The organism is Methylobacterium organophilum (genome assembly GCF_022179465.1).
Classification (GTDB): domain Bacteria; phylum Pseudomonadota; class Alphaproteobacteria; order Rhizobiales; family Beijerinckiaceae; genus Methylobacterium; species Methylobacterium organophilum.
On sequence record NZ_BPQV01000001.1, the window covers coordinates 101,429 to 125,129 of the forward strand.

The 23,701-nt window shown below is 69.3% G+C and carries 23 protein-coding genes and 1 tRNA gene; 14 read left to right on the forward strand and 10 right to left on the reverse strand.

Annotated features, from left to right (window positions below; genetic code table 11):
• The first annotated feature begins 56 nt into the window (after positions 1 to 56).
• Positions 57 to 1,919 (forward strand): DNA helicase RecQ, encoded by a 1,863-nt coding sequence (recQ, locus tag MFF21_RS00420; protein ID WP_238309217.1) that lies wholly within the window; start codon positions 57 to 59, stop codon positions 1,917 to 1,919.
• 29 nt (positions 1,920 to 1,948) lie between these two features.
• Here recQ and MFF21_RS00425 read toward each other — a convergent pair whose 3' ends face one another.
• Positions 1,949 to 2,134, reverse strand: coding sequence for a putative motility protein (locus MFF21_RS00425; RefSeq protein ID WP_238309218.1), 186 nt, complete (start codon positions 2,132 to 2,134; stop codon positions 1,949 to 1,951).
• 267 nt (positions 2,135 to 2,401) lie between these two features.
• Here MFF21_RS00425 and MFF21_RS00430 point away from each other — a divergent pair, with 267 nt between their 5' ends.
• The 7 genes from MFF21_RS00430 to MFF21_RS00460 all read left to right on the forward strand — a co-directional run bounded on the left by MFF21_RS00430 (position 2,402) and on the right by MFF21_RS00460 (position 9,225).
• A complete protein-coding gene (locus MFF21_RS00430) occupies positions 2,402 to 3,637 on the forward strand; it encodes a hydrolase (RefSeq protein WP_238309627.1) in 1,236 nt (411 codons plus the stop codon).
• 191 nt (positions 3,638 to 3,828) lie between these two features.
• On the forward strand, positions 3,829 to 6,054 hold the full coding sequence (gene purL, locus MFF21_RS00435) for a phosphoribosylformylglycinamidine synthase subunit PurL (RefSeq protein ID WP_238309219.1): 2,226 nt from the start codon (positions 3,829 to 3,831) through the stop codon (positions 6,052 to 6,054).
• A 24-nt stretch (positions 6,055 to 6,078) separates the two neighbouring features.
• Positions 6,079 to 6,315 carry a BolA family protein gene (locus MFF21_RS00440; RefSeq protein ID WP_232630094.1) on the forward strand — a complete coding sequence of 79 codons (237 nt, stop codon included), beginning with the start codon at positions 6,079 to 6,081 and terminating at the stop codon, positions 6,313 to 6,315.
• 87 nt (positions 6,316 to 6,402) lie between these two features.
• On the forward strand, positions 6,403 to 6,741 hold the full coding sequence (grxD, locus tag MFF21_RS00445; protein ID WP_238309220.1) for a Grx4 family monothiol glutaredoxin: 339 nt from the start codon (positions 6,403 to 6,405) through the stop codon (positions 6,739 to 6,741).
• A gap of 127 nt (positions 6,742 to 6,868) precedes the next feature.
• Positions 6,869 to 7,765 (forward strand): NAD(P)/FAD-dependent oxidoreductase, encoded by an 897-nt coding sequence (locus MFF21_RS00450; protein ID WP_238309221.1) that lies wholly within the window; start codon positions 6,869 to 6,871, stop codon positions 7,763 to 7,765.
• Positions 7,766 to 7,949: 184 nt separating this feature from the next.
• Positions 7,950 to 8,903 (forward strand): SMP-30/gluconolactonase/LRE family protein, encoded by a 954-nt coding sequence (locus tag MFF21_RS00455; protein ID WP_238309222.1) that lies wholly within the window; start codon positions 7,950 to 7,952, stop codon positions 8,901 to 8,903.
• A 10-nt stretch (positions 8,904 to 8,913) separates the two neighbouring features.
• Entirely contained in the window at positions 8,914 to 9,225 is a 312-nt protein-coding gene (locus MFF21_RS00460) for a hypothetical protein (RefSeq protein WP_238309223.1), read from the forward strand.
• 5 nt (positions 9,226 to 9,230) lie between these two features.
• On the opposite strand, the gene MFF21_RS00465 is transcribed toward MFF21_RS00460, so the two are convergent.
• Entirely contained in the window at positions 9,231 to 10,046 is an 816-nt protein-coding gene (locus MFF21_RS00465; protein WP_238309224.1) for a hypothetical protein, read from the reverse strand.
• 335 nt (positions 10,047 to 10,381) lie between these two features.
• Between MFF21_RS00465 and MFF21_RS00470 the strand changes: the two genes are divergently transcribed.
• Positions 10,382 to 10,543, forward strand: a complete 162-nt coding sequence (locus MFF21_RS00470) for a hypothetical protein (RefSeq protein ID WP_238309225.1) — start codon at positions 10,382 to 10,384, stop codon at positions 10,541 to 10,543.
• Positions 10,544 to 10,669: 126 nt separating this feature from the next.
• Here MFF21_RS00470 and MFF21_RS00475 read toward each other — a convergent pair whose 3' ends face one another.
• The gene (locus tag MFF21_RS00475) at positions 10,670 to 10,858 is read right to left on the reverse strand and encodes a hypothetical protein (protein WP_238309226.1); all 189 of its coding nucleotides are present in this window, start codon (positions 10,856 to 10,858) and stop codon (positions 10,670 to 10,672) included.
• 108 nt (positions 10,859 to 10,966) lie between these two features.
• Positions 10,967 to 12,244 (reverse strand): formyl-CoA transferase, encoded by a 1,278-nt coding sequence (frc, locus tag MFF21_RS00480; RefSeq protein WP_238309628.1) that lies wholly within the window; start codon positions 12,242 to 12,244, stop codon positions 10,967 to 10,969.
• A gap of 377 nt (positions 12,245 to 12,621) precedes the next feature.
• Here frc and MFF21_RS00485 point away from each other — a divergent pair, with 377 nt between their 5' ends.
• Positions 12,622 to 13,305, forward strand: a complete 684-nt coding sequence (locus MFF21_RS00485; RefSeq protein WP_238309227.1) for a GntR family transcriptional regulator — start codon at positions 12,622 to 12,624, stop codon at positions 13,303 to 13,305.
• 254 nt (positions 13,306 to 13,559) lie between these two features.
• Here MFF21_RS00485 and MFF21_RS00490 read toward each other — a convergent pair whose 3' ends face one another.
• The 3 genes from MFF21_RS00490 to MFF21_RS00500 all read right to left on the reverse strand — a co-directional run bounded on the left by MFF21_RS00490 (position 13,560) and on the right by MFF21_RS00500 (position 18,701).
• Positions 13,560 to 16,724, reverse strand: coding sequence for an efflux RND transporter permease subunit (locus MFF21_RS00490; RefSeq protein WP_238309228.1), 3,165 nt, complete (start codon positions 16,722 to 16,724; stop codon positions 13,560 to 13,562).
• Positions 16,725 to 16,740: 16 nt separating this feature from the next.
• Complete coding sequence (locus MFF21_RS00495) at positions 16,741 to 17,934, reverse strand: efflux RND transporter periplasmic adaptor subunit (RefSeq protein ID WP_238309629.1); 1,194 nt, start codon at positions 17,932 to 17,934, stop codon at positions 16,741 to 16,743.
• Positions 17,935 to 18,338: 404 nt separating this feature from the next.
• On the reverse strand, positions 18,339 to 18,701 hold the full coding sequence (locus MFF21_RS00500) for a hypothetical protein (protein ID WP_238309229.1): 363 nt from the start codon (positions 18,699 to 18,701) through the stop codon (positions 18,339 to 18,341).
• 332 nt (positions 18,702 to 19,033) lie between these two features.
• Between MFF21_RS00500 and MFF21_RS00505 the strand changes: the two genes are divergently transcribed.
• A complete protein-coding gene (locus MFF21_RS00505) occupies positions 19,034 to 19,600 on the forward strand; it encodes a L,D-transpeptidase (RefSeq protein ID WP_238309230.1) in 567 nt (188 codons plus the stop codon).
• A 138-nt stretch (positions 19,601 to 19,738) separates the two neighbouring features.
• Positions 19,739 to 20,542 carry a TSUP family transporter gene (locus MFF21_RS00510; RefSeq protein ID WP_238309231.1) on the forward strand — a complete coding sequence of 268 codons (804 nt, stop codon included), beginning with the start codon at positions 19,739 to 19,741 and terminating at the stop codon, positions 20,540 to 20,542.
• 84 nt (positions 20,543 to 20,626) lie between these two features.
• Here MFF21_RS00510 and MFF21_RS00515 read toward each other — a convergent pair whose 3' ends face one another.
• Positions 20,627 to 21,673 carry a MaoC family dehydratase gene (locus MFF21_RS00515; RefSeq protein ID WP_238309232.1) on the reverse strand — a complete coding sequence of 349 codons (1,047 nt, stop codon included), beginning with the start codon at positions 21,671 to 21,673 and terminating at the stop codon, positions 20,627 to 20,629.
• Positions 21,674 to 21,788: 115 nt separating this feature from the next.
• Positions 21,789 to 22,079 carry a YggT family protein gene (locus MFF21_RS00520; RefSeq protein ID WP_238309233.1) on the reverse strand — a complete coding sequence of 97 codons (291 nt, stop codon included), beginning with the start codon at positions 22,077 to 22,079 and terminating at the stop codon, positions 21,789 to 21,791.
• Positions 22,080 to 22,202: 123 nt separating this feature from the next.
• Between MFF21_RS00520 and MFF21_RS00525 the strand changes: the two genes are divergently transcribed.
• Positions 22,203 to 22,278 (forward strand) — tRNA-Ala (locus MFF21_RS00525).
• 304 nt (positions 22,279 to 22,582) lie between these two features.
• Here the strand turns inward: MFF21_RS00525 and MFF21_RS00530 are convergent.
• Entirely contained in the window at positions 22,583 to 22,837 is a 255-nt protein-coding gene (locus MFF21_RS00530; protein WP_238309234.1) for a hypothetical protein, read from the reverse strand.
• Positions 22,838 to 22,996: 159 nt separating this feature from the next.
• Here MFF21_RS00530 and MFF21_RS00535 point away from each other — a divergent pair, with 159 nt between their 5' ends.
• Positions 22,997 to 23,671 carry a spermidine synthase family protein gene (locus tag MFF21_RS00535; RefSeq protein ID WP_238309235.1) on the forward strand — a complete coding sequence of 225 codons (675 nt, stop codon included), beginning with the start codon at positions 22,997 to 22,999 and terminating at the stop codon, positions 23,669 to 23,671.
• The last annotated feature ends 30 nt before the right edge of the window (positions 23,672 to 23,701 follow it).

The window sequence follows — 23,701 nt, forward strand, 5'->3', positions numbered from 1 at the left end:
ACGCCCGCCCCGCAAACCGGCCGCTCCGGCTTCGATCCGATTTTCGCAGAGACACCATGACCGCTCGCCTCGACGAGGCCCGTGCCGCGCTCCGAAAGACCTTCGGCTACGACGATTTCCGGCCCGGCCAGGATGAGGTGATTGGGGCGGTGCTCGACGGCGAGCACGTCTTCGCCGTGATGCCGACCGGGTCGGGCAAGTCGATGACCTACCAGCTCCCGGCTCTGGTGGATGCCGGATTGACGGTGGTGGTCTCGCCGCTGATCGCCTTGATGCACGATCAGGTGCAGCAGATGCGCGCCTTCGGCATCGAGGCGGCGACGCTGAATTCCACGGTGGCCGAATCCGAATCGCGCGAGGCCTGGCGCAAGATCCGGAGCGGCGAGTTGCGCCTGCTCTTCGTCTCGCCGGAGCGGCTGCTGATGGAAGGCTGCATGGACGCCCTGTGCGGGGCCGGCGTGCGCCGTCTCGCCGTGGACGAGGCCCATTGCGTCTCGCAATGGGGGCACGACTTCCGGCCGGAATACCGCGAGCTCGCCCGTGTCCGCGAGGCGCTGGGCAACGTGCAGACGCTGGCCCTCACCGCCACCGCCGACCAGGCGACGCAGGCCGACATCTCCGAGCGGCTTTTCCCTGCCGGCCGGCCGCCGCGGACCTTCGTCCATTCCTTCGATCGGCCGAACATCCGGCTGACGTTCGAGCCCAAGGACAATCCGACACGGCAGCTGGAGCGTTTCCTGCGCCCCCGGCGCTCGGAGAGCGGCATCATTTATTGCTCGTCCCGCAAGCGGGTGGAGCAGCTCGCCGACAGCCTCAAGGCGGATGGCTTCAAGGCCTTCCCCTACCATGCCGGGCTCGACCAGGGCACGCGCATGCGCAACCAGGACACCTTCCTGCAGGAGGACGGGGTGGTGATGACCGCCACCGTCGCCTTCGGCATGGGGATCAACAAGCCCGACGTGCGCTTCGTCTGCCATGCCGACATGCCGACCAATGTCGAGGGCTATTACCAGGAGATCGGCCGCGCCGGCCGCGACGGCCTGCCCGCGGACACGCTCACCCTCTATGGCCTTGACGACATGGCCCTGCGGCGCCGTCAGATCGACGAGAAGGAGATCCCGGACGAGCGGCGCCGGGTCGAGCGCCGCAAGCTCGAGGCGATGATCGCGCTCTGCGAGGGCGCGACCTGCCGCCGCCAGTCGCTGCTGGCCTATTTCGGCGAGACCAGCGCCCCCTGCGGCCGCTGCGACCTCTGCCGCGGCGGGGTGACCCTGATCGACGGCACCGTCCCCGCCCAGAAGCTCCTTTCCGCGATCGTGCGCACCGGGCAGCGCTACGGCGCGGCCTATGTCTGCGACCTCGTGCACGGCAAGGAGAGCGAGCAGATCCGTCGCAACGGCCACGCCGCCCTCAAGACCTTCGGCGTCGGCGCCGACAAGCCGGTCGCGGCTTGGCGCGCGATCCTACGCCAGCTCTTCGCGGCAGGCGCGGTCGCCGAAAATGCCGACGGCTATGGCGGCCTGTCCATGACCGAGAAGGGCGAGGCGATCCTGTTCGGTCGCGACCGGATCGAGCTGCGCCCCGATCCAGAGCCACGCAAGGCCGAATCCCGCAGCCGGCGTTCCGCCACCCGCGAGGACGACGCCCTTCAGCTCGGCGAGGCGGACGAGGCCCTGTTCCAGCACCTGCGCGGTCTGCGCGCCACTATCGCCCGGGCGGAAGGCATCGCCGCCTTCATGGTCTTCCCCGACCGGACGCTGATCGAGATGGCCCGCGCCAAGCCCGTCGATCTCTGGGCCCTACGCTCGGTCCACGGGGTCGGCGAGCGCAAACGCGAGGCCTATGGCGAGCGCTTCGTGACCGCGATCGCGGAATTTCTGGCCGATGACGGGCAGCGCCGCCGGACGATCACCGGCTGACCGCTAAGATCGGACGCGGGGCGACCGGTTCACACCTTCACGTCGACGAGCTTGCCCTGTCCCTGTGGCGGGGCGGGCGACGCATTCGCCGTACTCGCCACGAGATCGGCGACGGCGCGCTCCGCATCGATCTGCTGGCGTGCCACGGCCGTGCCGACGTTCTGCGAGAACGAGGCGGCCAGCATCTGCGTGGCTTGCGAGGCGATGGAGGTCATGCCTGCAGCCTAGGGCCCTCCCCGTGAAGGCGCAGTTACCACGACACCGAAGGATTGATCAGAATGATGGTTCTCGCCTTCGGAAAACGATGCAGCAAGACCTCGGCGTTCGTATCTGGCTTGCGTGAGAGCCAAGCCCTGCCCACGGGCGATCGTCCAAGCGTGCCCTTCCGGTTGCGCGCGTGACTCTTTCGCACTCGCCCCTGGCGATCTGCATCGTGTAGGCACGCGGCTCCCTCACGCCTTCGCCCGAGGAGCCGCCGAGTCATTTCCGAGAGTCCCGCTTCGAGCGCCCCCTTCCGCCGTCAGGTCTTCTACCTGCCCGGCTTCGATCCGCGCGATCCCGAGACCTATTGGGGCCTCTATCGCCGCGAAGCCCGCTTCACGGCTGGTCGGCGTGGCCTCGGAATCACGGTCGGCGAGCCGGTGCGGAACTCCGATGGCCTCAGCCTCGACTGGACGATCCGCTGCGAAGCCGGGGCACGGCAGGCCGAGACGCGCTATACGCTTCTGCGCTGGGAAGAGATCGTCCGCAGCCGCTTCCCCCGCTCCAACCTGACGCGCCTTTGGGCGATCCCAGCGCTCTGGTGGCGTCTCCGGCGCAGCGGCTACACGAAAGCCTTCCGCAAGGAGGCGCGCCGCTTCGCCCGAGTCATCTACGGCGTGCATCAGATCTACGCCGCCTTCGTGCTGCTGGCCGTTGCGGCGGCGACGCTGCTGGTGACGGGCACGCCCCTCAGCGGCGGGCCGGCCGCACTGACCGCTCTCCTGATCCCGCTCGTAGCCTACGGAATCCTGGGGCTCATCACCCGCGTCACCAAGGGCAAGCCGCTCTACATCGCCCACCTCGTCGACGACACGGCCTTCACCCACGACCACGCGAGCGGGGCCGAGACCCGCATGCGCGACCGGCTCGGCGCCTGGGCCGAGAAAATCCGCGCCGCGGAAGGCCAGGCGGACGAGATCGTGGTGATCGGCCATTCCTCGTCGAGCTTCCTCGCGATCGAAGCATTGGACCGGCTCCTGTCCACCGACCCCGATTTCGGCCGCCGCAGCACGCCCGTGACCCTCGTTACCATCGGCAGCGTAATTCCCTGGATCACCCTCGACCCCCGGGCAGTGGAGATGCGGGCCGCGCTCCAGCGCTTCGGAGCCGCCTCGGCGATCGCTTGGCTCGACCTCAGAGCCAAATGGGACTGGCTTTCGATCCACCTGCGCGATCCCCTCCAGGCGAGCGGGCTCCCGGCGGCCGCCCCGGGGCGGCTCGTGGCGCAGCACGTGCGGATCGAGGACCTGATCGAGCCCCGGATCGTGGCCCGGCGGCGCTGGAACCTGTTCCGCATGCATTTCCAGCTGCTGATGTCGAGTTGCCGCCCGGACACCTTCGACTACATCGCCTTCACGGCCGCCCCGGAGCCCGTCCACGCCTATGTGGCGGCGCGCCGCAAGGCGGGGCAGCAGGGGGCAGCGCAGGATCCGGAGGCCGCCATCGCGGGGGTATGAGCGGATCGCGCACAAGAGAGTGTTTGCAGGCTCGGCCCTGACGCTCTAGAGCCGCATCCACGCACATGAATGCAGATCCTGGATTCGCAGGGTAACATCCCGCCCGCGGTTGCCGTCTCCTGTCGGACGGCCGCAGCGTGTCGTGGACGCCTGACGCCGGACGGCGTCAGGTGAGGCTTCAAGGTCTTGGCATGTTCCGAAACGACGTTCCGATCACTCCCGAACTCGTCCGTCAGCACGGCCTCACGCCCGAGGAATACGAACGCTTCCGCGGGCTGATCGGCCGGGACCCAACGCTGACCGAGCTCGGCATCGTCTCGGCGATGTGGAACGAGCACTGCTCCTACAAATCCTCGCGCAAACATCTGCGCGGCCTTCCCACGAGCGCGCCCTGGGTGATCCAGGGGCCGGGCGAGAACGCGGGCGTCATCGATATCGGCGACGGCCATGCCTGCGTCTTCAAGATGGAGAGCCACAACCACCCGAGCTTCATCGAGCCCTACCAGGGCGCGGCGACCGGCGTCGGCGGCATCCTGCGCGACGTCTTCACCATGGGCGCCCGGCCGATCGCGGCCCTGAACGCGCTGCGCTTCGGCGCGCCGGACCACCCCCGCACCCGCCACCTCGTCTCCGGCGTGGTCGCCGGCATCGGCGGCTACGGCAATTCCTTCGGCGTGCCCACGGTGGGCGGCCAGGTCGGCTTCCACCGCCGCTACGACGGCAACATCCTCGTCAACGCCATGGCGGTCGGCCTGGCGAAGACCGACGGCATCTTTTACGCGGCGGCCACCGGCCTCGGGAATCCGATCGTCTATCTCGGCTCCAAGACCGGCCGCGACGGCATCCACGGCGCCACCATGGCCTCGGCGGAGTTCGACGAGGAGAGCGAGTCGAAGCGCCCGACCGTACAGGTCGGCGACCCTTTCGCCGAGAAGCTCCTGCTCGAGGCCTGCCTGGAGCTGATGGCCTCCGGCGCCGTCATCGCGATCCAGGACATGGGCGCGGCGGGCCTGACCTGCTCTGCCGTGGAGATGGGCGCCAAGGGCGATCTCGGCGTCGAGCTGAACCTCGAATGCGTGCCCGTGCGCGAGGAGGGCATGACGCCCTACGAGATGATGCTCTCGGAGAGCCAGGAGCGCATGCTCATGGTGCTCAAGCCCGGCATGGAGAAGGAGGCCGAGGCCATCTTCGTGAAGTGGGGCCTCGACTTCGCGGTGATCGGCCACACCACCGACACCCTGCGCTTCGTCATCAAGTGGCACGGCGAGACGGTGGCCGACCTGCCGATCAAGGAGCTCGGCGACGAGGCCCCGCTCTACGACCGGCCCCATCTGCCCAACACCCACCAGCCGGTGGTGAGCGCGGCCGAGGTTCCGGCGAACGTGCCGAACGCCGAGGCCCTGAAGCGCCTCGTCGGATCCCCGGAACTGGCCTCGAAGCGCTGGGTCTACGAGCAGTACGACCACTTCATCCTCGGCAACACCGTGCAGAAGCCCGGCGGCGACGCCGCGATCGTGCGGGTCGAGGACGGCCCCAAGGGCCTGGCGCTCACCTGCGACGTGACCCCGCGCTATTGCGAGGCGGATCCGGTCGAGGGCGGCAAGCAGGCCGTGGCGGAGGCCTGGCGCAACATCACGGCGGTGGGCGGACGGCCGCTCGCCATCACCGACAACCTCAATTTCGGCAATCCCGAGAAGCCGGAGGTGATGGGCCAGTTCGTCGGTTGCCTGAAGGGCATCGGCGAGGCCTGCCGCGCCCTCGACTTCCCCGTCGTGTCGGGCAACGTCTCCCTCTACAACGAGACCAACGGCGTCGGCATCCTGCCGACCCCGACCATCGGCGGCGTCGGCGTGATCGACGACGTGGCCCGCCACGCCACGATCGCCCTGAAGCGCGAGGGCGACGTGCTGGTTCTGCTCGGCCGCACCGAGGGCTGGCTCGGCCAGTCGCTCTATCTCGCCCAGATCGCCGGCCGCGAGGAGGGCGCGCCCCCGCCCGTCGACCTCGCCGCCGAGCGCAAGGTCGGCGACTTCGTGCGCGGACTCATCACCGGGGGCATCGTCGACACGGTGCACGACCTCTCCGATGGCGGGCTCGCCGTGGCGCTCGCCGAGATGGCCATGGCCGGTGGGATCGGCGCGGCCCTGCCGGAGGTCGCCGGCGCCCTGCCCGCCCATGCCTATCTCTTCGGCGAGGACCAGGGCCGCTACCTCATCGCCGTCGAGGCGGAGGCCGCCACCGACCTGCTCTACAGCGCCTCGGCGCAGGGCATCGACGCGGCCATCGTCGGCGTCACCGGGACAGACCGTTTGACCCTGCCGGGCGGCGAGTCCATCTCGGTGGCCGAGTTGTCCGCGGCCCACGAGGGCTGGTTCCCCGCCTATATGGCGAGCCAGCCCGCGGGCGCCGCGGCCTGAAGCCCTTCGAGAAGGACCGTTCCGATGCCGATGGATGCGCGCGAGATCGAGGCGATGATCCGCGAGGCGCTGCCCGACGCCACGGTGGAGATCAAGGATCTCGCCGGCGACGGCGACCACTATGCCGCGACCGTGATCTCCTCCGCCTTCAAGGGCAAGACGCGGGTCGCCCAGCACCAGATGGTCTACGGCGCCCTGCAGGGACGCATGGGCGGCGTGCTGCACGCCCTTGCGCTGACCACGGGCGTTCCCCAGGATTAAGGGATTCCGCGCGCGGACGGGTTTGCCCGGGCATCGCGCCACCGGACTCCGACGATCAATTCGCAGAACCGCGCAAGGACGGGACCCATGACCGACATCAACACGGCGATCCAGAACGAGATCGCCTCCCAGGACGTGGTCGTGTTCATGAAGGGCACGCCGCAATTCCCGATGTGCGGCTTCTCGGGCCAGGTCGTGCAGATCCTCAATTACCTCGAAGTGCCGTTCAAGGGCGTGAACGTCCTCGACGACATGGCGATCCGCGAGGGCATCAAGGCCTTCTCCAACTGGCCGACCATCCCGCAGATCTACGTGAAGGGCGAGTTCGTGGGCGGCTGCGACATCGCCCGCGAGATGTTCCAGTCCGGCGAGCTGCAGCAGTTCCTGTCCGAGAAGGGCATCCCGGTGAAGACCGCCGCCGCCTGACCGGCGCCGGAGCGGACGGAGGAAGGGCGCCGCGGGCGCCCTTTTTCGTGCGCACTGGCCAGAGCGGCGGGAAACGCCTGCGGCCTCAGGGACTTCTCTTCGGAGCGAGCGTCGCCGGAGGGAGCGCATGCGGGATGTCATCATCGTGGGCGGCGGCCCGGCCGGGCTGAATGCCGCCCTGATCCTCGGGCGCAGCCGGCGCAGCGTGCTCCTCTGCGACACCGGCGAGCCGCGCAACGCGGCCACGCCCCGGACCTGGGGCCTGTTCACCCGGGACGGCACGGCCCCCTTCGACCTGCGGGCCAAGGCCCATGCCGATCTCGACCGCTACGAGACCGTGCGGCGGCGGCAGGTGGAGGTGGTGGAAGCCCGGCGGGTGGAGGACGGCTTCGAGATCGTCCAGGCCGATGGGCGCCGCGAGCGCGCCCGCCGCCTGATCCTCGCCACCGGCCTGCGCCAGGAACTGCCGCAGGTCGAGGGCTTCGACACCTATTGGGGCCGGGGCGTGCATGCCTGCCCCTATTGCGACGGCTACGAGGCGCGGGACCGTGCCCTCGTCGCCTATGGCGAGGGGCATGGCGGCTGTGGGCTCGCCCTGGAGCTGACCTGCTGGAGCCCCGACGTCACCCTCTGCGTCGAAGGCGAGGCGTCCCTGTCGGAGAAGGACCGGGCGCGCCTTGCCCGCAACCGCATCCGCGTGGTCGAGGGCCCGGCCCTCCGCCTGGAAGGCGACGGCGACCAGCCGAGCCGCCTCGTGCTCGCGGACGGGCGCGCGATCGCCTGCACGGCCCTGTTCCTGATGCCGGATACCTGCGCCCCCTCCCCTCTGGTGACGCAGCTCGGCTGCGAACTCACCGAGCGCGGGGTGGTGCCGACCCGGGACTACGAGAAGACCAACGTGCCGGGTCTCTACGTGGCCGGCGACGCCTCCCGCCGGGTGCAGTTCGCCGTCGTCGCCGCGGCGGAGGGCGCGATGGCCGCCTTCGCGATCAACACGGAGCTCATCGCCGAGGACACCCGCTGAGGCTGGTTTCGGGGTGAGGCGGTGGCGCCTCTCCTCGCCTCCTGGGCGAGGGGGACCGCGCGCAGCGCGGGGGAGCGGCTGCCCGAGCACGCGGCCGGAGGCGAGAGGACGGGGCCGGATATCGGCTCGGGGCCCGGCGTTGTCCCCGAAACGGGACCGGTCCCGTCCGGAGCGATCGAGAGCCATGGCCCCACGCCTGCACCCGCACAGCCCCCGCGTCGCCGTCGCCTGCGGCTGCACGCTCGGCGAGGAGGTGATCTGGGACGCGCGCTCCGGCCTGCTGATCTGGGTCGATATCGAGAACCCGGCGATCTGGCGCCACTGGCCGGCGACGGACGAGACCACGCGCCTGCCCCTCGACGAGAAAATCGGCTTCGCGCTTCCGACGCAGGAACCCGACCGGGTCGTCGCGGGCTTCCAATCCGGCGTGGCCCTCGTCACTCTATCGGACGGAAGCCGGGAGCCGATCGTGCGGCCGGAGCCGCATCCGCCGGGCAATCGCCTCAACAGCGGCCATGTCGGGCCGGACGGCGTCCTCTGGTTCGGCAGCATGGACGACGCGGAGAAGGCCGATACGGGCAGCTTCCATCGCTGGGACGGGCAGCGCCTCGCGACCTTCGGCGGCCGCCACGCCGTCACCAACGGCCCTGTCCTGAGCCCGGATGGATCCTGCCTCTACACGATCGCGACGAGCCGGGACCTGGTGCGCCGGCACCCGATCCTCGACGGGACGATCGGCGAGGCGGCGCCCTTCATCCGCTTCGAGAAGGGCTGGGGCCACCCGGACGGGCTGACCGTCGATGCGGAGGGCTTCGTCTGGATCTGCCACTACAACGGCTCGCGCATCACCCGCTTCGCGCCCTGCGGCGAGATCGAGCGCGTGCTGCCGATGCCGACGGCACTGGTGACCAAATGCACCTTCGGCGGCCCGGATCTGACGACCCTCTACGTCACCACCTGCCTGAGGGGCCGCGATCCGACCCTGGACCCGATGGCGGGCCATCTCTACGCGGTCGAGACCGGCATCCGCGGCCTGCCCGGCAATATCTACGGATGCACGGGCGCCCCGGCGCCCATTATTGACTCGTTAAGTTCTCGTGCGCCTTCGCACCGCGGCGAGACCCCTGCGATGCAATGATGAAGATGTGATGAACCGCGAAAGCTTCGCGGAACTTTTCCCCGCAAGTCCCGTTATCGAACGGTCGAGCTTCCCGCTCGGCGGTCGCGAGACCCGGATGGCGGCCCAGGAGCCGGTCATGGCTGTCTTTGATGCGAAGGATCCGACGCTGAATTCCGACGATGCGGCCCTGCTCGCGCATGTGCTGCATCCGACGCCCGCGACCCGTGCTCATGCGAAGCTGCGCGGCCGGCGGCTGCTCAAGCGAGCCAATCCCTTCGCCGTCCAGCCCGAGGATCCGACGCCGGCGGTCGACGGCGCCCTCTCCCCGGCCGCGCGCTAAGCCTCTCACCAGCTCTGCGTCGTGATGAGTCCCTGCTTCGTCACGACGACCCAGTTGCGGCCGCGCCGCTCGATCGCCTCGACCCGGCCGATCCCCGGCACGGAATCGCCCGGGGCGACCTCCACCAGCCGCCGCTTGCGATCCTCCAGCATCGCGACCCCGTCATAGACCTCGCGCACGGCCCAGTTCTCGATCGCCTCCGGCTTCGGCTTATCGGGCAGGCTGCCCGTCGTCTGGACCGGATCGGCCTTCGCCGTCGGAGCCGGGGCGGAGAGGGCCGCCACCGGCACGGCCGGGACGCGCTTCTCGATCAGAGCGGTCAGGCTGGCCTGGCGGACGGCCTGCTCGCGCTCCGCCTGCTCAAGGCGCTCGCTCAGGGCCGCGATGCGCTTGTCGAGCACCTGCTCCATCTTGCCGATGCGCTCGCCGAGGACGCCCGTGACGGACTTGCGGTCCCCGCGCGCGGCCTCGCCCTGATCCTTCAGCCCGGCCACGGCCTTGGTGAGCCGCTCGACCTCGCCGCTCAGCCGCGCGCTCTCGAGGCGGCCCGCCTCAAGCCCGGCGGCCATCTGGCGCAGGGCCTCGTCGCTCCCGCCCTGCGGCGCGGCCACGAGGCCGAGCACGCCGCCGAGGGCCAGGGCGCCGGCGAGGGCGCCGAGCATCAGCGGGTTGGGCTTGAAGGCCGGAATCCGCGATGCGGGGGTTTCGGCGGATGTCGCGGAACCGGAGACGGCCTGCTTCAGCAGGGCCTCGGGCGAGAGCGTGGGGGCGGAGGCCTTCTTCAGGTCGTCCTTGCCGGCGGCGTCGACGGAGTCGGTCATGACTCGTGCTTCCCGTAAACCTCGGAAAGCATTGGTTAAGCACGTTTGTTTACTAAACCCTTACCGGCCTCCCGCCCCGCGCCCTTCCCTGGGCTGAAGCCCTCCCCCGACTCTCCAAAGCCGGCCCTCGACGGCCTCGTGCCGATCCCGCAGCGCGGCATGCTGGGCCGTGTCGGCCGCCGTTTCCCCTGCGTCAGGCCCTCCATCGCAGCGCGCAGCACTTCGATCCATGCGTGGGACGCATGCTGGCATCTGGTATTTTGTACTTCATATCCAATGGTGCGAGGGCTATCTCACTCTTGTTCGCACCGCACCATCGCTTCTGGAGGGGTCACATGATCGGCACCGTACTTTCTTCTCTGGTCCTGCTCTTCGCTGTGCAGGCCCTGCTCGTCGTCAAGCTCGCCGACAAGCTCACCGCCGATGCCGCCGCCCGCCAGGACAGCCACAAGGGCGTCGCGCAGCCGGCCGGCCGCTACGCCGCGCACGCCGCGTAAGCCGACCTCGATCACCCCGGCGGCCGTCCGCCACCGCGTGATCCGATTCGCGTCTCCCAGCGCCCGCGCCTGACGGCGCGGCGCTCGGCCATGCCTCCCCGGAGGTCCCGTTCGGTTCCGGATCGCTCAGACGATGCCGGGGAAGGCTGGGATCGAGCCCGAAGGCGTGTCCCGCACAGGCCCAGCGAATCCGGTCGCCCCGCCGACCGGAAACCCGAGCGTCTCGTCGTCGGCCGCCGGAAGGGCCACGGACGTTTCCTCCTCGGAGGCTTGCCCGAACGCTTCGGCAAGCAGAGCAAGCGCTATGTCGGCCATCAGGCGTCCTCCCGTTGGGGGCCAGGGGTCCCGCGGACGCCCTGACTCATGATTTGGTATCTGGTATACCAATAAGCGCTATAATGCAAGATGCGCCGCGATAGCGCGCTATTCTGCGGCCGCTTTCTGCACGTAGCCGGTAGCGCCCGATGCCACGATGCGCTGAACCTCCCCCTCCGAGCAGCCGAGCACGTCCCGCAGGATCTCCTCCGTATGCTCGCCGAGCAGGGGAGAGCGGGTGATGGCCACCGCGTTCGCCGACAGCTTGATCGGATTTCCGACCGTCAGATACGGCCCGCGGGCCGGATGCTCGACCTCGACGACGGTACCGCTCGCCCGCAGGGCCTCGTCCTCGGCGATCTCCTTCATCGACAGGATCGGCCCGCACGGAATGTCGTAGGCGTTGAGGATCTCCATCGCCTCAAACTTGTCGTGCTTCATCGTCCACGCCTCGATGCGCGTGAAGATCTCGTTGAGATGCGGCAGGCGCGCCTTCGGGGTGGCGTAGCTGGGGTCGGTCTTCCAGCCGGGCTCGCCGATGATGTCGCAGATCGGCTCCCAGACCGCGCCCTGGGTGATGAAATAGATGCAGGCGTTGGGGTCCTGCTCCCAGCCCTTGCACTTGAGGATGCGGCCGGGCTGGCCGCCCCCGGAATCATTGCCGGCCCGGGGCACGGAATCGCCGAAGGGAATGCCCTCGCCGAACTGGCTGTATTCCATCAGCGGGCCGCGCTCGAGGCGCTGCTGGTCGCGCAGCTTCACCCGGCAGAGATTGAGCACGCCGTCCTGCATGGAACAGTCGACCCGCTGTCCCTCACCCGAATGGGTGCGGTGGAACAGGGCGGTGACGATGCCGAGGGCGAGATGCAGGCCGGTGCCGGAATCGCCGATCTGGGCGCCGGTCACCATGGGCAGCCCGTCCCGCCAGCCGGTCGTGGAGGCGGCGCCGCCCGCGCATTGCGCGACGTTCTCGTAGACCTTGCAATCCTGGTAGCGGCCGGGGCCGAAGCCCTTCACCGAGGCGAGGATCAGGCGCGGATTCTCCGCATGCAACTTCTCCCAGGAGAAGCCCATCCGCTCCAGGGCGCCGGGGGCGAAGTTCTCGACCAGCACGTCGCATTCGCGGATCAGGCGCCAGAGCACCTCCTTGCCGGCCGGGTTCTTGGCATCGATGGTGATCGAGCGCTTGTTGTGGTTCAGCATCGTGAAATAGAGGCTGTCCACGCCCGGGATGTCCTGCAACTGCTGGCGCGTGGCGTCGCCCGTTCCGGGGCGTTCGATCTTGATCACGTCGGCGCCGAACCACGCGAGAAGCTGCGTGCAGGTCGGACCGGACTGGACATGCGTGAAGTCGAGCACCTTCACGCCGTCGAGCGCCTTGCCCATCATCGCTTCCTCCTGAGAGCCGGTCTTTCCGCGCGGCGCATCGTGCGGAGCCCGTCCCGCGGCCTCGCGCCGCATCGGAAGCTCCCCGGAAGGCTCCTCAAACGGAGCGCGTCCCGCGCACGAGTCGGGCCGTCACCCCTGCCGACTCTTCGCGAATAATCTGGCATACCAGATGCCAGACGTCAATTTTTTAGGCACCTGCCATGCGTCCGTTGCCGGGTAGAAGGCTCTTCCCCTTCACGCGCGACCTGGGCAGAACTTCTCGGAGAGCCGGCCGTCGCCTTGTCTTTCGCAAGGGGAGTCGCCATGGTCGAGGTCGTTTGCACGCTGCAGTGGTCCCTCGACCAATCCGGCTCGGAACGCGAAAACCTGGTGAGATGGAAAATTTCGCAATAAAGCCGATCGTGCCGGCGACGAGCTTGCGGACCCTTGCCTACGAAGCACTGAAGTCCGCGATCACCAACATGGACATCTACGGACAGGCCGGCGACGTCCGCCTGGACGAGCGCGGTCTGTCCCAGACCCTGGGCGTCAGCCGCACCCCGATCCGCGAAGCGCTCACCGTGCTGGAGCAGGAAGGCTTCGTGCGCAACGAGCCCCGCCGGGGCGTCTTCGTCGTCAAGAAGACGCGCAAGGAGATCGTCGAGATGATCCAGGCCTGGGCGGCCCTGGAGAGCATGGCGGCGCGCCTCGCCTGCACCCACGCCTCCGACGAGGATCTCGCCTGCATGCGGCGGATGTTCCCGGAATTCTTCGAGGGCAGGCCCTCGGACCATCTCGACGAGTATTCCGAGGCCAATATCCGCTTCCACCAGAAGATCATCTCGCTAGGCCAGAGCGAGGTGATCAAGGACATGTGCAGCAATCTGCTCATGCACGTGCGCGGCATCCGCAATCAGGCCCTGCGCCAGGGCGACCGCGCCTCGAAGTCGATCGAGGAACACATTCAGATCATCGAGGCGCTGGAGGCGCGGGACGCCGTGCGGGCCGAGCGCCTGGTGCGCGACCACGGCCTCGGCCTCGCCGCGCATGTGGAGCAGTACGGCGCCCATCTCGACTGAGGCTGTTTCCAAACGGTGGCAGCGGTCGCCGCGGTTTTTCCTTCTCTTTGGGGGAGGTGGCCGCGAAGCGGACGGAGAGGGCGGCGCCGTGGTGCCCGGCATCGGACCCGGCGCCCTCACTCCACCGCGCTTCTCGCGGTCCCCCTCGCCCAGGGGGCGAGGCAAGGCCGCCGCCCGAGCGGGCGCTCCCAGCGACAACGAAAAGCCCTCTTTCAGATCCCGGGAAGGGGGCCTTTTCGTTTGCGGTGCAGGGCCTACTCCGCCGGCACGGAATGCCCGTGGGGCACGGGGGCGGGGCCCGGCTGCGCCGTCTCGCCCTCGGCGGCGTCCTTCCGCCTGAAGAGCCGCATCACCACCACGAAGAAGACCGGCACGAAGAACACGGCGAGCACCGTGGCCGAGATCATGCCGCCCATCACGCCCGTGCCGATGGCCTGCTGGCTCTTCGAGGCGGCGCCGGTGGCGATGGCGAGCGGCACCACGCCGAAGATGAAGGCGAGCGAGGTCATCACGATCGGGCGGAAGCGCAGGGTCGCCGCCTGGATGGTCGCCTGGACGAGGCTGGTGCCGGGCTTCCAGAGGTCCTTGGCGAATTCCACGATCAGGATCGCGTTCTTGGCCGAGAGGCCGATGATCGTGATGAGCCCGATCTTGAAATATACGTCGTTGGGCATGCCCCGCAGATAGACCGCGGCCAGGGCCCCGACGACGCCGAGGGGGATCACCAGCAGCACCGAGAACGGGATCGACCAGCTCTCGTAGAGGGCCGCCAGACACAGGAACACGATCAGCACCGAGAGGGCGAGGAGCAACGAGGCCTGGGAGCCCGCCTGCTTCTCCTGCTCGGACTGGCCGGTCCAGGTGTAGCCGAAGCCCCGGGGCAGGAAGGTCATCAGCCGTTCCATCTCGGCGATGGCATCGCCCGTGGTGTAGCCCGCCCGCGGCTCGCCGGTGAAGCGCACCGATTGGTAGCCGTTGAAGCCGACGATCTGGCTCGGCCCGAGGCTCCATTTCAGGTCGGCGAAGGAGGACATCGGCACCATGGTGCCCTGGCTGTTCTTCACCGCGTAGTTCATCAGGTCGGCGGCCTGCATGCGCTGCAGCTGCTCGGCCTGCACGTAGACGCGCTGCATCTTGCCGCGGTTCGGGAAGTCGTTGGTGTAGACCGAACCGAGATTGACCTGGATCGCGGCATTGATGTCCTCGAACTTGACGCCGAGGGCGGCGGCCTTCTCGCGGTCGATCACCAGCTCCGCCTGAGGCGTGGGCGGCAGGCCCTCGATCTTCACCTTCTGCAGGACGGGGCTCTGCTTGGCGAGGCCGAGGAGCTGCGCCTCCGCCGCGGTGAGGGCCGAGTAGCCCTTCTGGGCCCGATCCTGCAGGCGGAAGGAGAAGCCCGCCGCGTTGCCGAGATTGTCCACCGGCGGCGGCTCCTGCGCGTCGACCACCGCGTCGCGGTAATCGGCGAGCGCCGCATTGGTGCCGTTGACGAGGGCGATGGCGGAATTGGCTGCGTCCCGCTCGGACCAGGGCTTCAGGGTGACGAAGGCCTGGCTCAGATTCGGCCCCTGGCCGGAGAAGGAGAAGCCGTTGAGCATCGTCACCGTGGCGACGCCCGGCTGGGCCAGGAGATGCTCCTCGACCTTGCGCACCGCCGCCTGGGTCCGGTTGAACGAGGCGCCCGCCGGGGTCTGGATGTCCACGGTGAAGAAGCCCTGGTCCTCCACCGGCAGGAAGCCCTCCGGCAGGCGCAGGAAGGCGAAGGCGGTGCCGCCCACCAGGATCAGGTAGATCACCATCACCCGGCCCGACTTCTTGATGAACCAGCCGGTGCCGCGGCCGTAGCGGGCGGTCTCGCGGTCGACGATCCGGTTGAACCAGCCGAAGAAGCCGCCCTTGGCGTGGCCGTGGCCCTTGGCGATGGGCTTGAGCAGGGTGGCGCAGAGCGCCGGCGTCAGCGTCAGCGCCAGCAGGGCCGAGAAGGCGATGGAGGTGACCATCGCGATCGAGAACTGCCGGTAGATGATGCCGACCGAGCCGGGGAAGAAGGCCATCGGGATGAACACGGCCACCAGCACCAGGGTGATGCCGATGATCGCCCCGGTGATCTGGCCCATGGCCTTGCGGGTCGCCTCCTTCGGGGGCAGGCCCTCCTCGTTCATGATGCGCTCGACATTCTCCACCACGACGATGGCGTCGTCGACGAGGATGCCGATGGCGAGCACCATGCCGAACATGGTCAGCACGTTCACCGAGAAGCCGGCGAGCAGCATCACCGTGACCGTGCCCATCAGGGCGATCGGCACGACGATGGTCGGGATGAGGGTGTAGCGGATGTTCTGCAGGAACAGGAACATCACGATGAAGACCAGCACCACCGCCTCGACCAGGGTGTGCAGCACCTTCTCGATCGAGGCCTTCACCGCGGGGGTGATGTCGTAGGGGATGTCCCACTTCAGCCCCGGCGGGAAGAACTGGGACAATTCCTCCATCTTGGCGCGGATCGCCTTGGCGGTCTCCAGGGCGTTGCCGTCTGGGGCGAGCGTCACCGAGATGCCCGCCGCCTCGCCGCCGTTCAGCCGGGTCGAGAACTGGTAGGCGTCGCCGCCGAGCTCGATCCGGGCGACGTCGCGCAGGCGCACATTCGAGCCGTCGGAATTGGCGCGGAGCACGATCGCGCCGAAATCGTCCACCGTGCTGAGCTGTCCCTTCACGATGATCGGCGCGAACACGGCGTGATCGACCGGGCTCGGCTGGGCGCCGACCGCGCCGGAGGCGATCTGGATGTTCTGGTTGCGGATCGCATCGGTGACGTCGCCCGGCGTGAGGGAGAGGCCGCGCAGCTTGTCCGGGTCGACCCAGACGCGCAGGGAGCGCTCGGTCGAGTAGAGGGTGGCGCGGCCCACCCCCGGGATGCGGCGGATCTCGTTGATCACGTTGCGCATCAGGAAGTCGCCGAGCCCGATCTCGTCCATCTTCCCGTCGGTCGAGACCAGGGTGATGATGTTGAGGGTGGCGGCCGAGGCCTCCTCCACGAGGATGCCGTTTTGGCGCACCTCCGCGGGTAGGCGGGCCTCGACGCGCTTCAGGCGGTTCTGCACCTCCACGGAGGCGAGCGCCGGATCCGTGCCCGGCTGGAAGGTCGCGGTGATGTTGATCGAGCCGAAGGAGTCGGTGGTCGACTCGAAGCTCATGATGTTGGCCGCGCCGTTCAGCTCGTCCTCGATGAGGCGGGTCGTGCCCGTGTAGAGGCTCTCGACCGAGGCGCCAGGGAAGGCGGTCGACAGGGCGATCGAGGGCGGGGCGATCACCGGATACTGCGCCACCGGCAGCATCGGGATCGCGAGCACGCCCCCGAGGATGATGAAGAGGGCGACGACCCAGGCGAAGACCGGCCGGTCGATGAAGAAGCGTGCCATGCTTGCGCGCCCCTCCTCAGCGAACTTCGGCGACGGCGGGCGGGGCGATCGAGTCCGTCGAGGCCGCGTCGCGCTCGCGGCTGTCCGTGTCGACGGGCTTGCCGGTCTCCGGCGCCTCCGTCTTCCAGGCCACCGACTTCACCTCGATGCCGGCCACGATCTTCTGGAAGCCCTCGACCACGACCTTGTCGCCGGCCCGGAGCCCCTCGCGGATCACCCAGTTGCCGCCGACGACGGGGCCGACCTCGACCGGCTGGAGCATGACCTTGTTGTCGGGCTTGACCACCCAGACCTCGGGCTTGCCGTCGTTGGTGCGCTGGATCGCCTGCTGCGGCACGGCGATGGCGTCGGAATCGATGCCCTGCTCGATGCGGGCGCGGACATACATGCCCGGGAAGAGCTCGTCGTGCGGGTTCGGCAGGAGCACGCGCAGGGTCACCTGGCCGGTGCTCGGATCGGCGGTCACGTCGGAGAAGAGCAGGCGGCCGGCCGAGCCGTACAGGGAGCCGTCATCCATGATCAGGTGGACGTTGGCGGCGTCGTGGGCCAGCTTCGAGAGCTCGCCGGAGGCGATGTCCCGGCGCAGCTTGTTCAGCTCGCCCACCGACTGGGTGATGTCGACATAGATCGGGTCGAGCTGCTGGATCGTGGCGAGCACGCCGGTGGAGCCCTGGTCGATCAGGGTGCCCTCGGTGAGCAGCGCCCGGCCGATGCGGCCGGAGATCGGCGCGCGCACGTCGGTCCAGGCGAGGTTGAGCCGGGCCCGGTCGCGGGTGGCCTTGGCGCCAGCGACCTCCGCCTCCGCCTGCTTCTTGGCGGCGAAGGCCGTGTCGTACTGCGCCTGGCTCGCGGTGTTGCGGGCGAGCAGGGTCTCGAGCCGCTCCGCCTGCTGGCTGGCGAGGACGAGGGCGGCCTCGGTGCGGGCCAGGGCGGCCTCGGCGCTGGCGAGCTCCACCTCGTAGGGCGCCGGGTCGATCTTGTAGAGGATGTCCCCTTCCTTCACCGCGCTGCCCTGCTGGAACAGCCGCTTCACCACGAGACCGGAGACGCGGGAGCGCACCTCGGCGATTCGCATGGGGGCGACGCGGCCGGGCAGGTCGCGCACATAGGGGATCGGCTGGGGCTGCGCCGTGACGACGCTGACCTCCGGCGGCGGCAGGGGCACAGGGGCCGAGGCCTTCTGCTCGTTGCAGGCCGAGACGGCGACCATGACGAGGCTGGCGGCGAGCGTCGCGGCGAAGGCCGCCGGACGGTTCCGGCGCGGCTTCGAACGGGGCGACACATTCAGGCGGGACGACACGTGGGATTCGCTCCTGCAATGACGCTTGGCCGCGCCCAGCCCCGGCGCGGGAGGCCGGGGACGGACGCGCGGGCGAGACCCTGCCGCGCCGCGATCCGGCGCGTGCGGACAGGATTCTGGCAATCGCCGGGCCAAGCAGGCGGCCCGGAAGGCGGATGCGGGATGCATCGCGTCGGCGTCGCGGACGATCCGCGCGCCTGCGCGGACCGCTCGATCCTGCCGCGTATCCTGGAGACGGATCTTGGCATTCCCACGACCGTGCCCGCCGCGCGGGGGTCGACCGAGGACCGGGGCGTCCGGAATGCCGGCCCGGATCAGGCCCTGGGCGGCCGGTCGGGGCAGCGCCGCTCCGCAAGGGCGCAGCCGATATCGGAGACGGGGCGCAGGCTGCGGCCGTCGCCGGTCACGAAGGGCGGGACCGCATCCGCGAAGAGCCGGCGCCCGTCGCCGGGCAGGTCATCCGCATCGAGGGCGGGCGCCGCGGCACGCAGGCTCGCCAGATGGTCGGGCAACGCGGGCGCCGTGCCGAACGCGGACAGGCCCGTGCTCACCGCCGAGACGCGGAAGGGCGCCTCGGGCGGATAGTCCGACGCGATCCCGCTCGCCGCGACGAGGCCCATCGTCAGGATCCCGACGAGGGCGGCCACGGTGGCACGGATGCGGCGGAGCGCAGGCAAGCGGAATTGTTTCGACACGGATGCGGAGTCTGGTGCTTTGCCGGAGACGACGCAATCGGGTGCGACATTCTGTCGGCCACGAAAGCATCGTCCCCGTGGAACGAAAAACCCGCGCTGCTTAAGGGGACGATCGCACGGCCCTGCCGTCCGTGCAGAACCGCATGCATTTCGCGCAAGCGTTGCAGGAATGGCACGTCCGCGCCTTCCTCTTGCCCCGAGCGGCCGCCAATCGCCAAGAACGTCCGAGCCCGAACCGACCCTTCGCGGTCCGCCAAGGTGAACGCGCTTCCGCGGATCGGACCGCACGGCTCACCGCTTCAAGGAGGATCCTGATGCCGTACCGCCGCACCCTTGTCGGGGCATCCCTCGTGCTCGGGCTTCTCGCCGGGCAGCCCGCGACGGCCAACCCGCTCGATTCCGGGCCGCTCGCCGACTTCATCAACGTTTTCAAGACGCAGGCGATTCCCCGCGAGACCGTGCCCTATGCCGGCAAGGAGAAGCCCGGCACCATCGTCGTCTCCACGCGCCAGCGCCGGCTCTACTACGTCCTGCCCGGCCACGAGGCGATCCGCTACGGCGTCGGCGTCGGCCGCGAGGGCTTCTCCTGGTCCGGCACCAAGACCGTCACGATGAAGAAGGAATGGCCGGATTGGCGTCCCCCGGCCCAGATGCTGGCCCGCCGCCCGGACCTGCCGCGCTACATGGCCGGCGGGCAGGACAACCCGCTCGGCGCCCGCGCCATGTATCTCGGCTCCTCGCTCTACCGGATCCACGGCTCCAACGAGCCCGAGACCATGGGCGCGGCCGTCTCCTCGGGCTGCATCCGCATGACCAACAAGGACGTGGTCGATCTCTACGATCGGGTCCGGGTCGGTACGAAGGTGATCGTCCGCGACTGAGCGGTCGGGCGTGCGCCGGCAACCGTCGCGCGCCGCAAAAGCTGCTATAGGCGCCGCTCCGGCGGCCGGGCCCTCACCCGGCCGCCTCGTCCCGAGCCCTCCCGTGCGCCTGCCCCCGACATCCCCGAAGGCCCTGCCATGATCGGCGGGGTGGATCCGAGTCTGATCGCCGGCCTGTTCGGCGTCGCTCTGGTGGCGGGCACCTGCGACGCCATCGCCGGCGGCGGCGGCCTGCTGACCCTGCCGGCCCTGCTGCTCGCCGGCCTCGATCCGGTGAGCGCGATCGCCACCAACAAGCTCCAGGGCAGCGCCGGCTCGGTCTCGGCCACGCTCGCCTTCGCGCGGCGCGGGCTGATCCGATGGCCGGGGGCCGCCCCGGCGGCGCTCGCGGCGGGGGCCGCCTCCGTGGCCGGCGCGCTCTGCGTCAGCCTGCTGCCGAAGAGCGCCCTCGACGCCCTGGTGCCGCTGCTGCTGATCGGCATCGCGGTCTATTTCGCCACCGCCCGGCGCATCCGCAACGAGGACGCCGCTGCGCGGCTCTCGCCGAAGACCTTCGCCCTGACGCTCGCCCCCGCGGTGGGCTTCTACGACGGGGTGTTCGGGCCCGGCGCCGGCTCCTTCTACATGATCGGCTTCGTGACCCTGCTCGGGCTCGGGATCGTGCGGGCGACGGCGCATACGAAGCTCGCCAATGCCGCGAGCAATCTCGGCAGCCTCGCCCTGTTCACCCTCCAGGGCACGGTGATCTGGCCCGTGGGCCTCGCCATGGCGCTCGGCGCCTTCCTCGGGGCGCAGGTGGGCTCGCGGCTCGCCATGCGGCTCGGCGCCCGGCTGATCCGGCCGCTTCTCGTCGTCATCGCCTGCGCCATGGCCGCCCGCCTCCTCGCCAATCCGGAGAACCCGCTGCGGCGGGCGGTGCTCGGCTGGCTGTTCGGGGGCTGAGGCACTCCGGAACGGCGAAGGGCCACCGCCCACGGGAGCGATGGCCCTTCCGGACGCCGTTCGACGGCGAGCCTGAACTTGGCCTCAGCGCGGGATGAAGGCCCAGTAGTCGAGGTCGAGGATCACCGCCGGATCGTAGCCGTCGCCCTGGCGGTCGGGATAATTGGCGCAGGGCTGGTTCTTGGTCGCCACCGTGCGCAGGCGCAGGGCGCCGATATCGGTGCGGCCGGGCAGCTCCGCGGTCTCCAGCACCTCGCTCCAGGCATAGACCGTGTCGCCGGCAAAAAGCGGGGCGACATGGCGGCCGCCATTGATGCCGGCCAGGGCGAAGGCGTTGGCGAGCCCGTTGAAGCTGAGGGCACGGGCCAGCGAGATCACGTGGCCGCCATAGATCAGGCGACGGCCGAACCGCGTCTCCTTGGTCGCATGCGCATCGAAATGCACCTTGGCCGTGTTCTGGAACAGGCGCGTGGCGATCTGGTGCTCGGCCTCCTCGACGGTCATGCCGTCGACATGGTCGATGCGCTCGCCCGCCGCGTAATCGGCGAAGCGGTGCGGGCTGCCGGCCAGCGCCGTGTCGTAGGCCTGCGGCGAGAGGGGCGGCAGGGAATGGGCGAGATCGGTCGGGTCGACCACCTTGGCCAGCGTCGGCACATGCTCCTCGGCGACCTTGGCCTCGGGGTCGCGCTTGCGCACCAGAACCCAGCGGCAATAGCTGAGCACGGTCTTGCCCGCGGAATCCGAACCCGTGGAGCGGACATAGACCACACCGGTCTGGCGGTTGGAGCTCTCCTTGAGGCCGATCACCTCGGACACGGTCGAGAGCGTCTCGCCCGGATAGACCGGCCGGTGGAACCCGCCCTCGGCATAGCCGAGATTGGCGAGCGCGTTCAGGGAGATGTCGGGCACGGTCTTGCCGAACACGACGTGGAAGGTGAGCAGGTCGTCGAGGGGGCTGGCGGGATAGCCGATCGCCTTGGCGAAGGCGTCCGACGACTGGACCGCGAAGCGCGGGCCGTAGAGGGCGGTGTAGAGCGCCACGTCCCCGGCCGTCACCGTCCGGGGAGTCGCGTGGCGGATGGTCTCGCCGAGGCGGAAATCCTCGAAGAAGCGGCCGGGATTGGTTTTCATTGTGAATGCGCCTTGAAAAATGACCGACCGGGGATGGCCCGAGCAACGGCGTCGTTCTGTGCCAAGCCCCTCCCGCGCGCAAGACGCGCAAGAGGGGATGAGTTCGGCACCGGCGTCAGTAGGCCATCTGGATGGCGAGGTCGGTCACGAGCTTCTGAACGAACAGGAGCAGCAGGATCAGGATGATCGGCGAGATATCGACGCCGCCGAGGTTCGGCAGCAGGTTCCGGATCGGCCGCAGGGCCGGTTCCGTGACGCGGTAGAGGAACTCGCCGATCTGCGCGACGATCGGGTTGCGCACGTTCACCACGTTGAAAGCGACGAGCCAGCTCAGCACCGCACTCGCGACGAGAACGTAGATGTAGAGCTGGATGACGGTGTTGAAGAGCCAGAGCAGGGCGTTCATGCGGGGGATATCGGTCCTCGGCACCCCGCGCTCGCAACCGGCGCTGGATGCGCATGCGGCAACGGGAAATTTCCGGAATTGACAGGCCGAAGCGAGCCAGCCTACAAGGCCGGCGCTCCGGACGGGGCTGTAGCTCAGATGGGAGAGCGCCGCAATCGCACTGCGGAGGTCAGGGGTTCGAATCCCCTCAGCTCCACCAGCAACTTCCCGGATTGGAAAGTTGTGCGGTGGCAAGGACTTGGACATCCAGAATCCGAGCATCTACCCGAGCTTGATCCCGTGCGCCGGGCGATCGAGCCCCGCGATGCGCCTCGGAAAAATTCCCAGATCGATGCTGTTTGTCCTTCGGTGAAGGACCTCGAAAGCGCGTCCGAAAGCGATCCGCACAACCCGGGATCGGCCGAAGCGTGTCCCGACAGGCCCGTCCGGGCTTCGGATTTGCAGACAAGAGGGGCGCGAGGCTCCGAGAGCCCCGCGCGGACGAAGACGCGTCTTGGGAAGCCCTATTCGCGCGGCGGTTTCAGGGGAGCCGGGGGCGAACGGAGCAGGCTCTCGATCTCGCGCCGGGGGCGCCCGGCTTTCTGGGCGATCGCCTCATCCTGCTCGGTGATGAGGTCCCGGGCCGGACCGTCGCCGTCCAGCCCTCCGAGAAGCTCGACCGGAACGCGCCGGTTGGAGGAGCGGCTGCCGTCCGCATAGACGACGTCGAACAGCACGAACCCGCGTTCCTGCGGGAGAGACTTGATACGCTTGGCCATCAGCGCTCATAGAACCTGGGCGGATGGCGCGACAGTCCTGGTGGCTTCGCCAAGCCCTGCGCCCAGCGCACGGTCGGCCGCATCGTTCTGAGGCGATCCCCTGACGGCTTCGGCTCCTCCCCCTGCACGCCGCCGCACGGCGCCACGAGAAAGCACGTCATGACCGCATGGGTCCATCTCGACACCGGCCTGATTCCCGGGGGCGGCCGAAACCTCAGCCTGATGCAGCGGGGCGACGAATTCTCGATCGTCGTCGACACGATCGAGTTGATGAACAGCACGCGGGGCGACTCGGAGGAGGCGCTCGCGACCCTGGCCTGCACCCCGATCGCCGGGCGCCCGCATGCGCGGGTTCTGATCGGGGGCCTCGGCATGGGCTTCACCCTCCGGGCCGCCCTGAAGGTGCTCGCGCCCGATGCGGAGGTCGTCGTGGCCGAGCTGGTGCCCGCGGTCTCGGGCTGGGCGCGCGGTCCCCTCACCAAGGTCTTCGCCGGCTGCCTCGACGACCCGCGCGTCGTCCTGCGGGAGACGGATGTGACACGCCTGATCCAGTCGGGTCCCGGCGCCTGGGACGCCATCCTGCTCGATGTCGACAACGGCCCGGAGGGGCTGATGCGGCGGGCGAACGACCGCCTCTACGACGTCTGGGGCCTGCGGCGCGCCTGGTGGGCGCTCAAGCCGGAGGGGGTGCTGGGGGTCTGGTCCGGCACGCCGGACCGCAAGTTCAAGACGCGTCTGAAACGGGTCGGCTTCGGCGTTCAGGAAACGCGCATGCCGGCCAGCGGGCAGAGCGGCCCGCGGCACGTCGTCTGGGTCGCCACCCGCGCCGCCTGAGACGGGTCGGCTCGTCGCGGACGGCCGGAT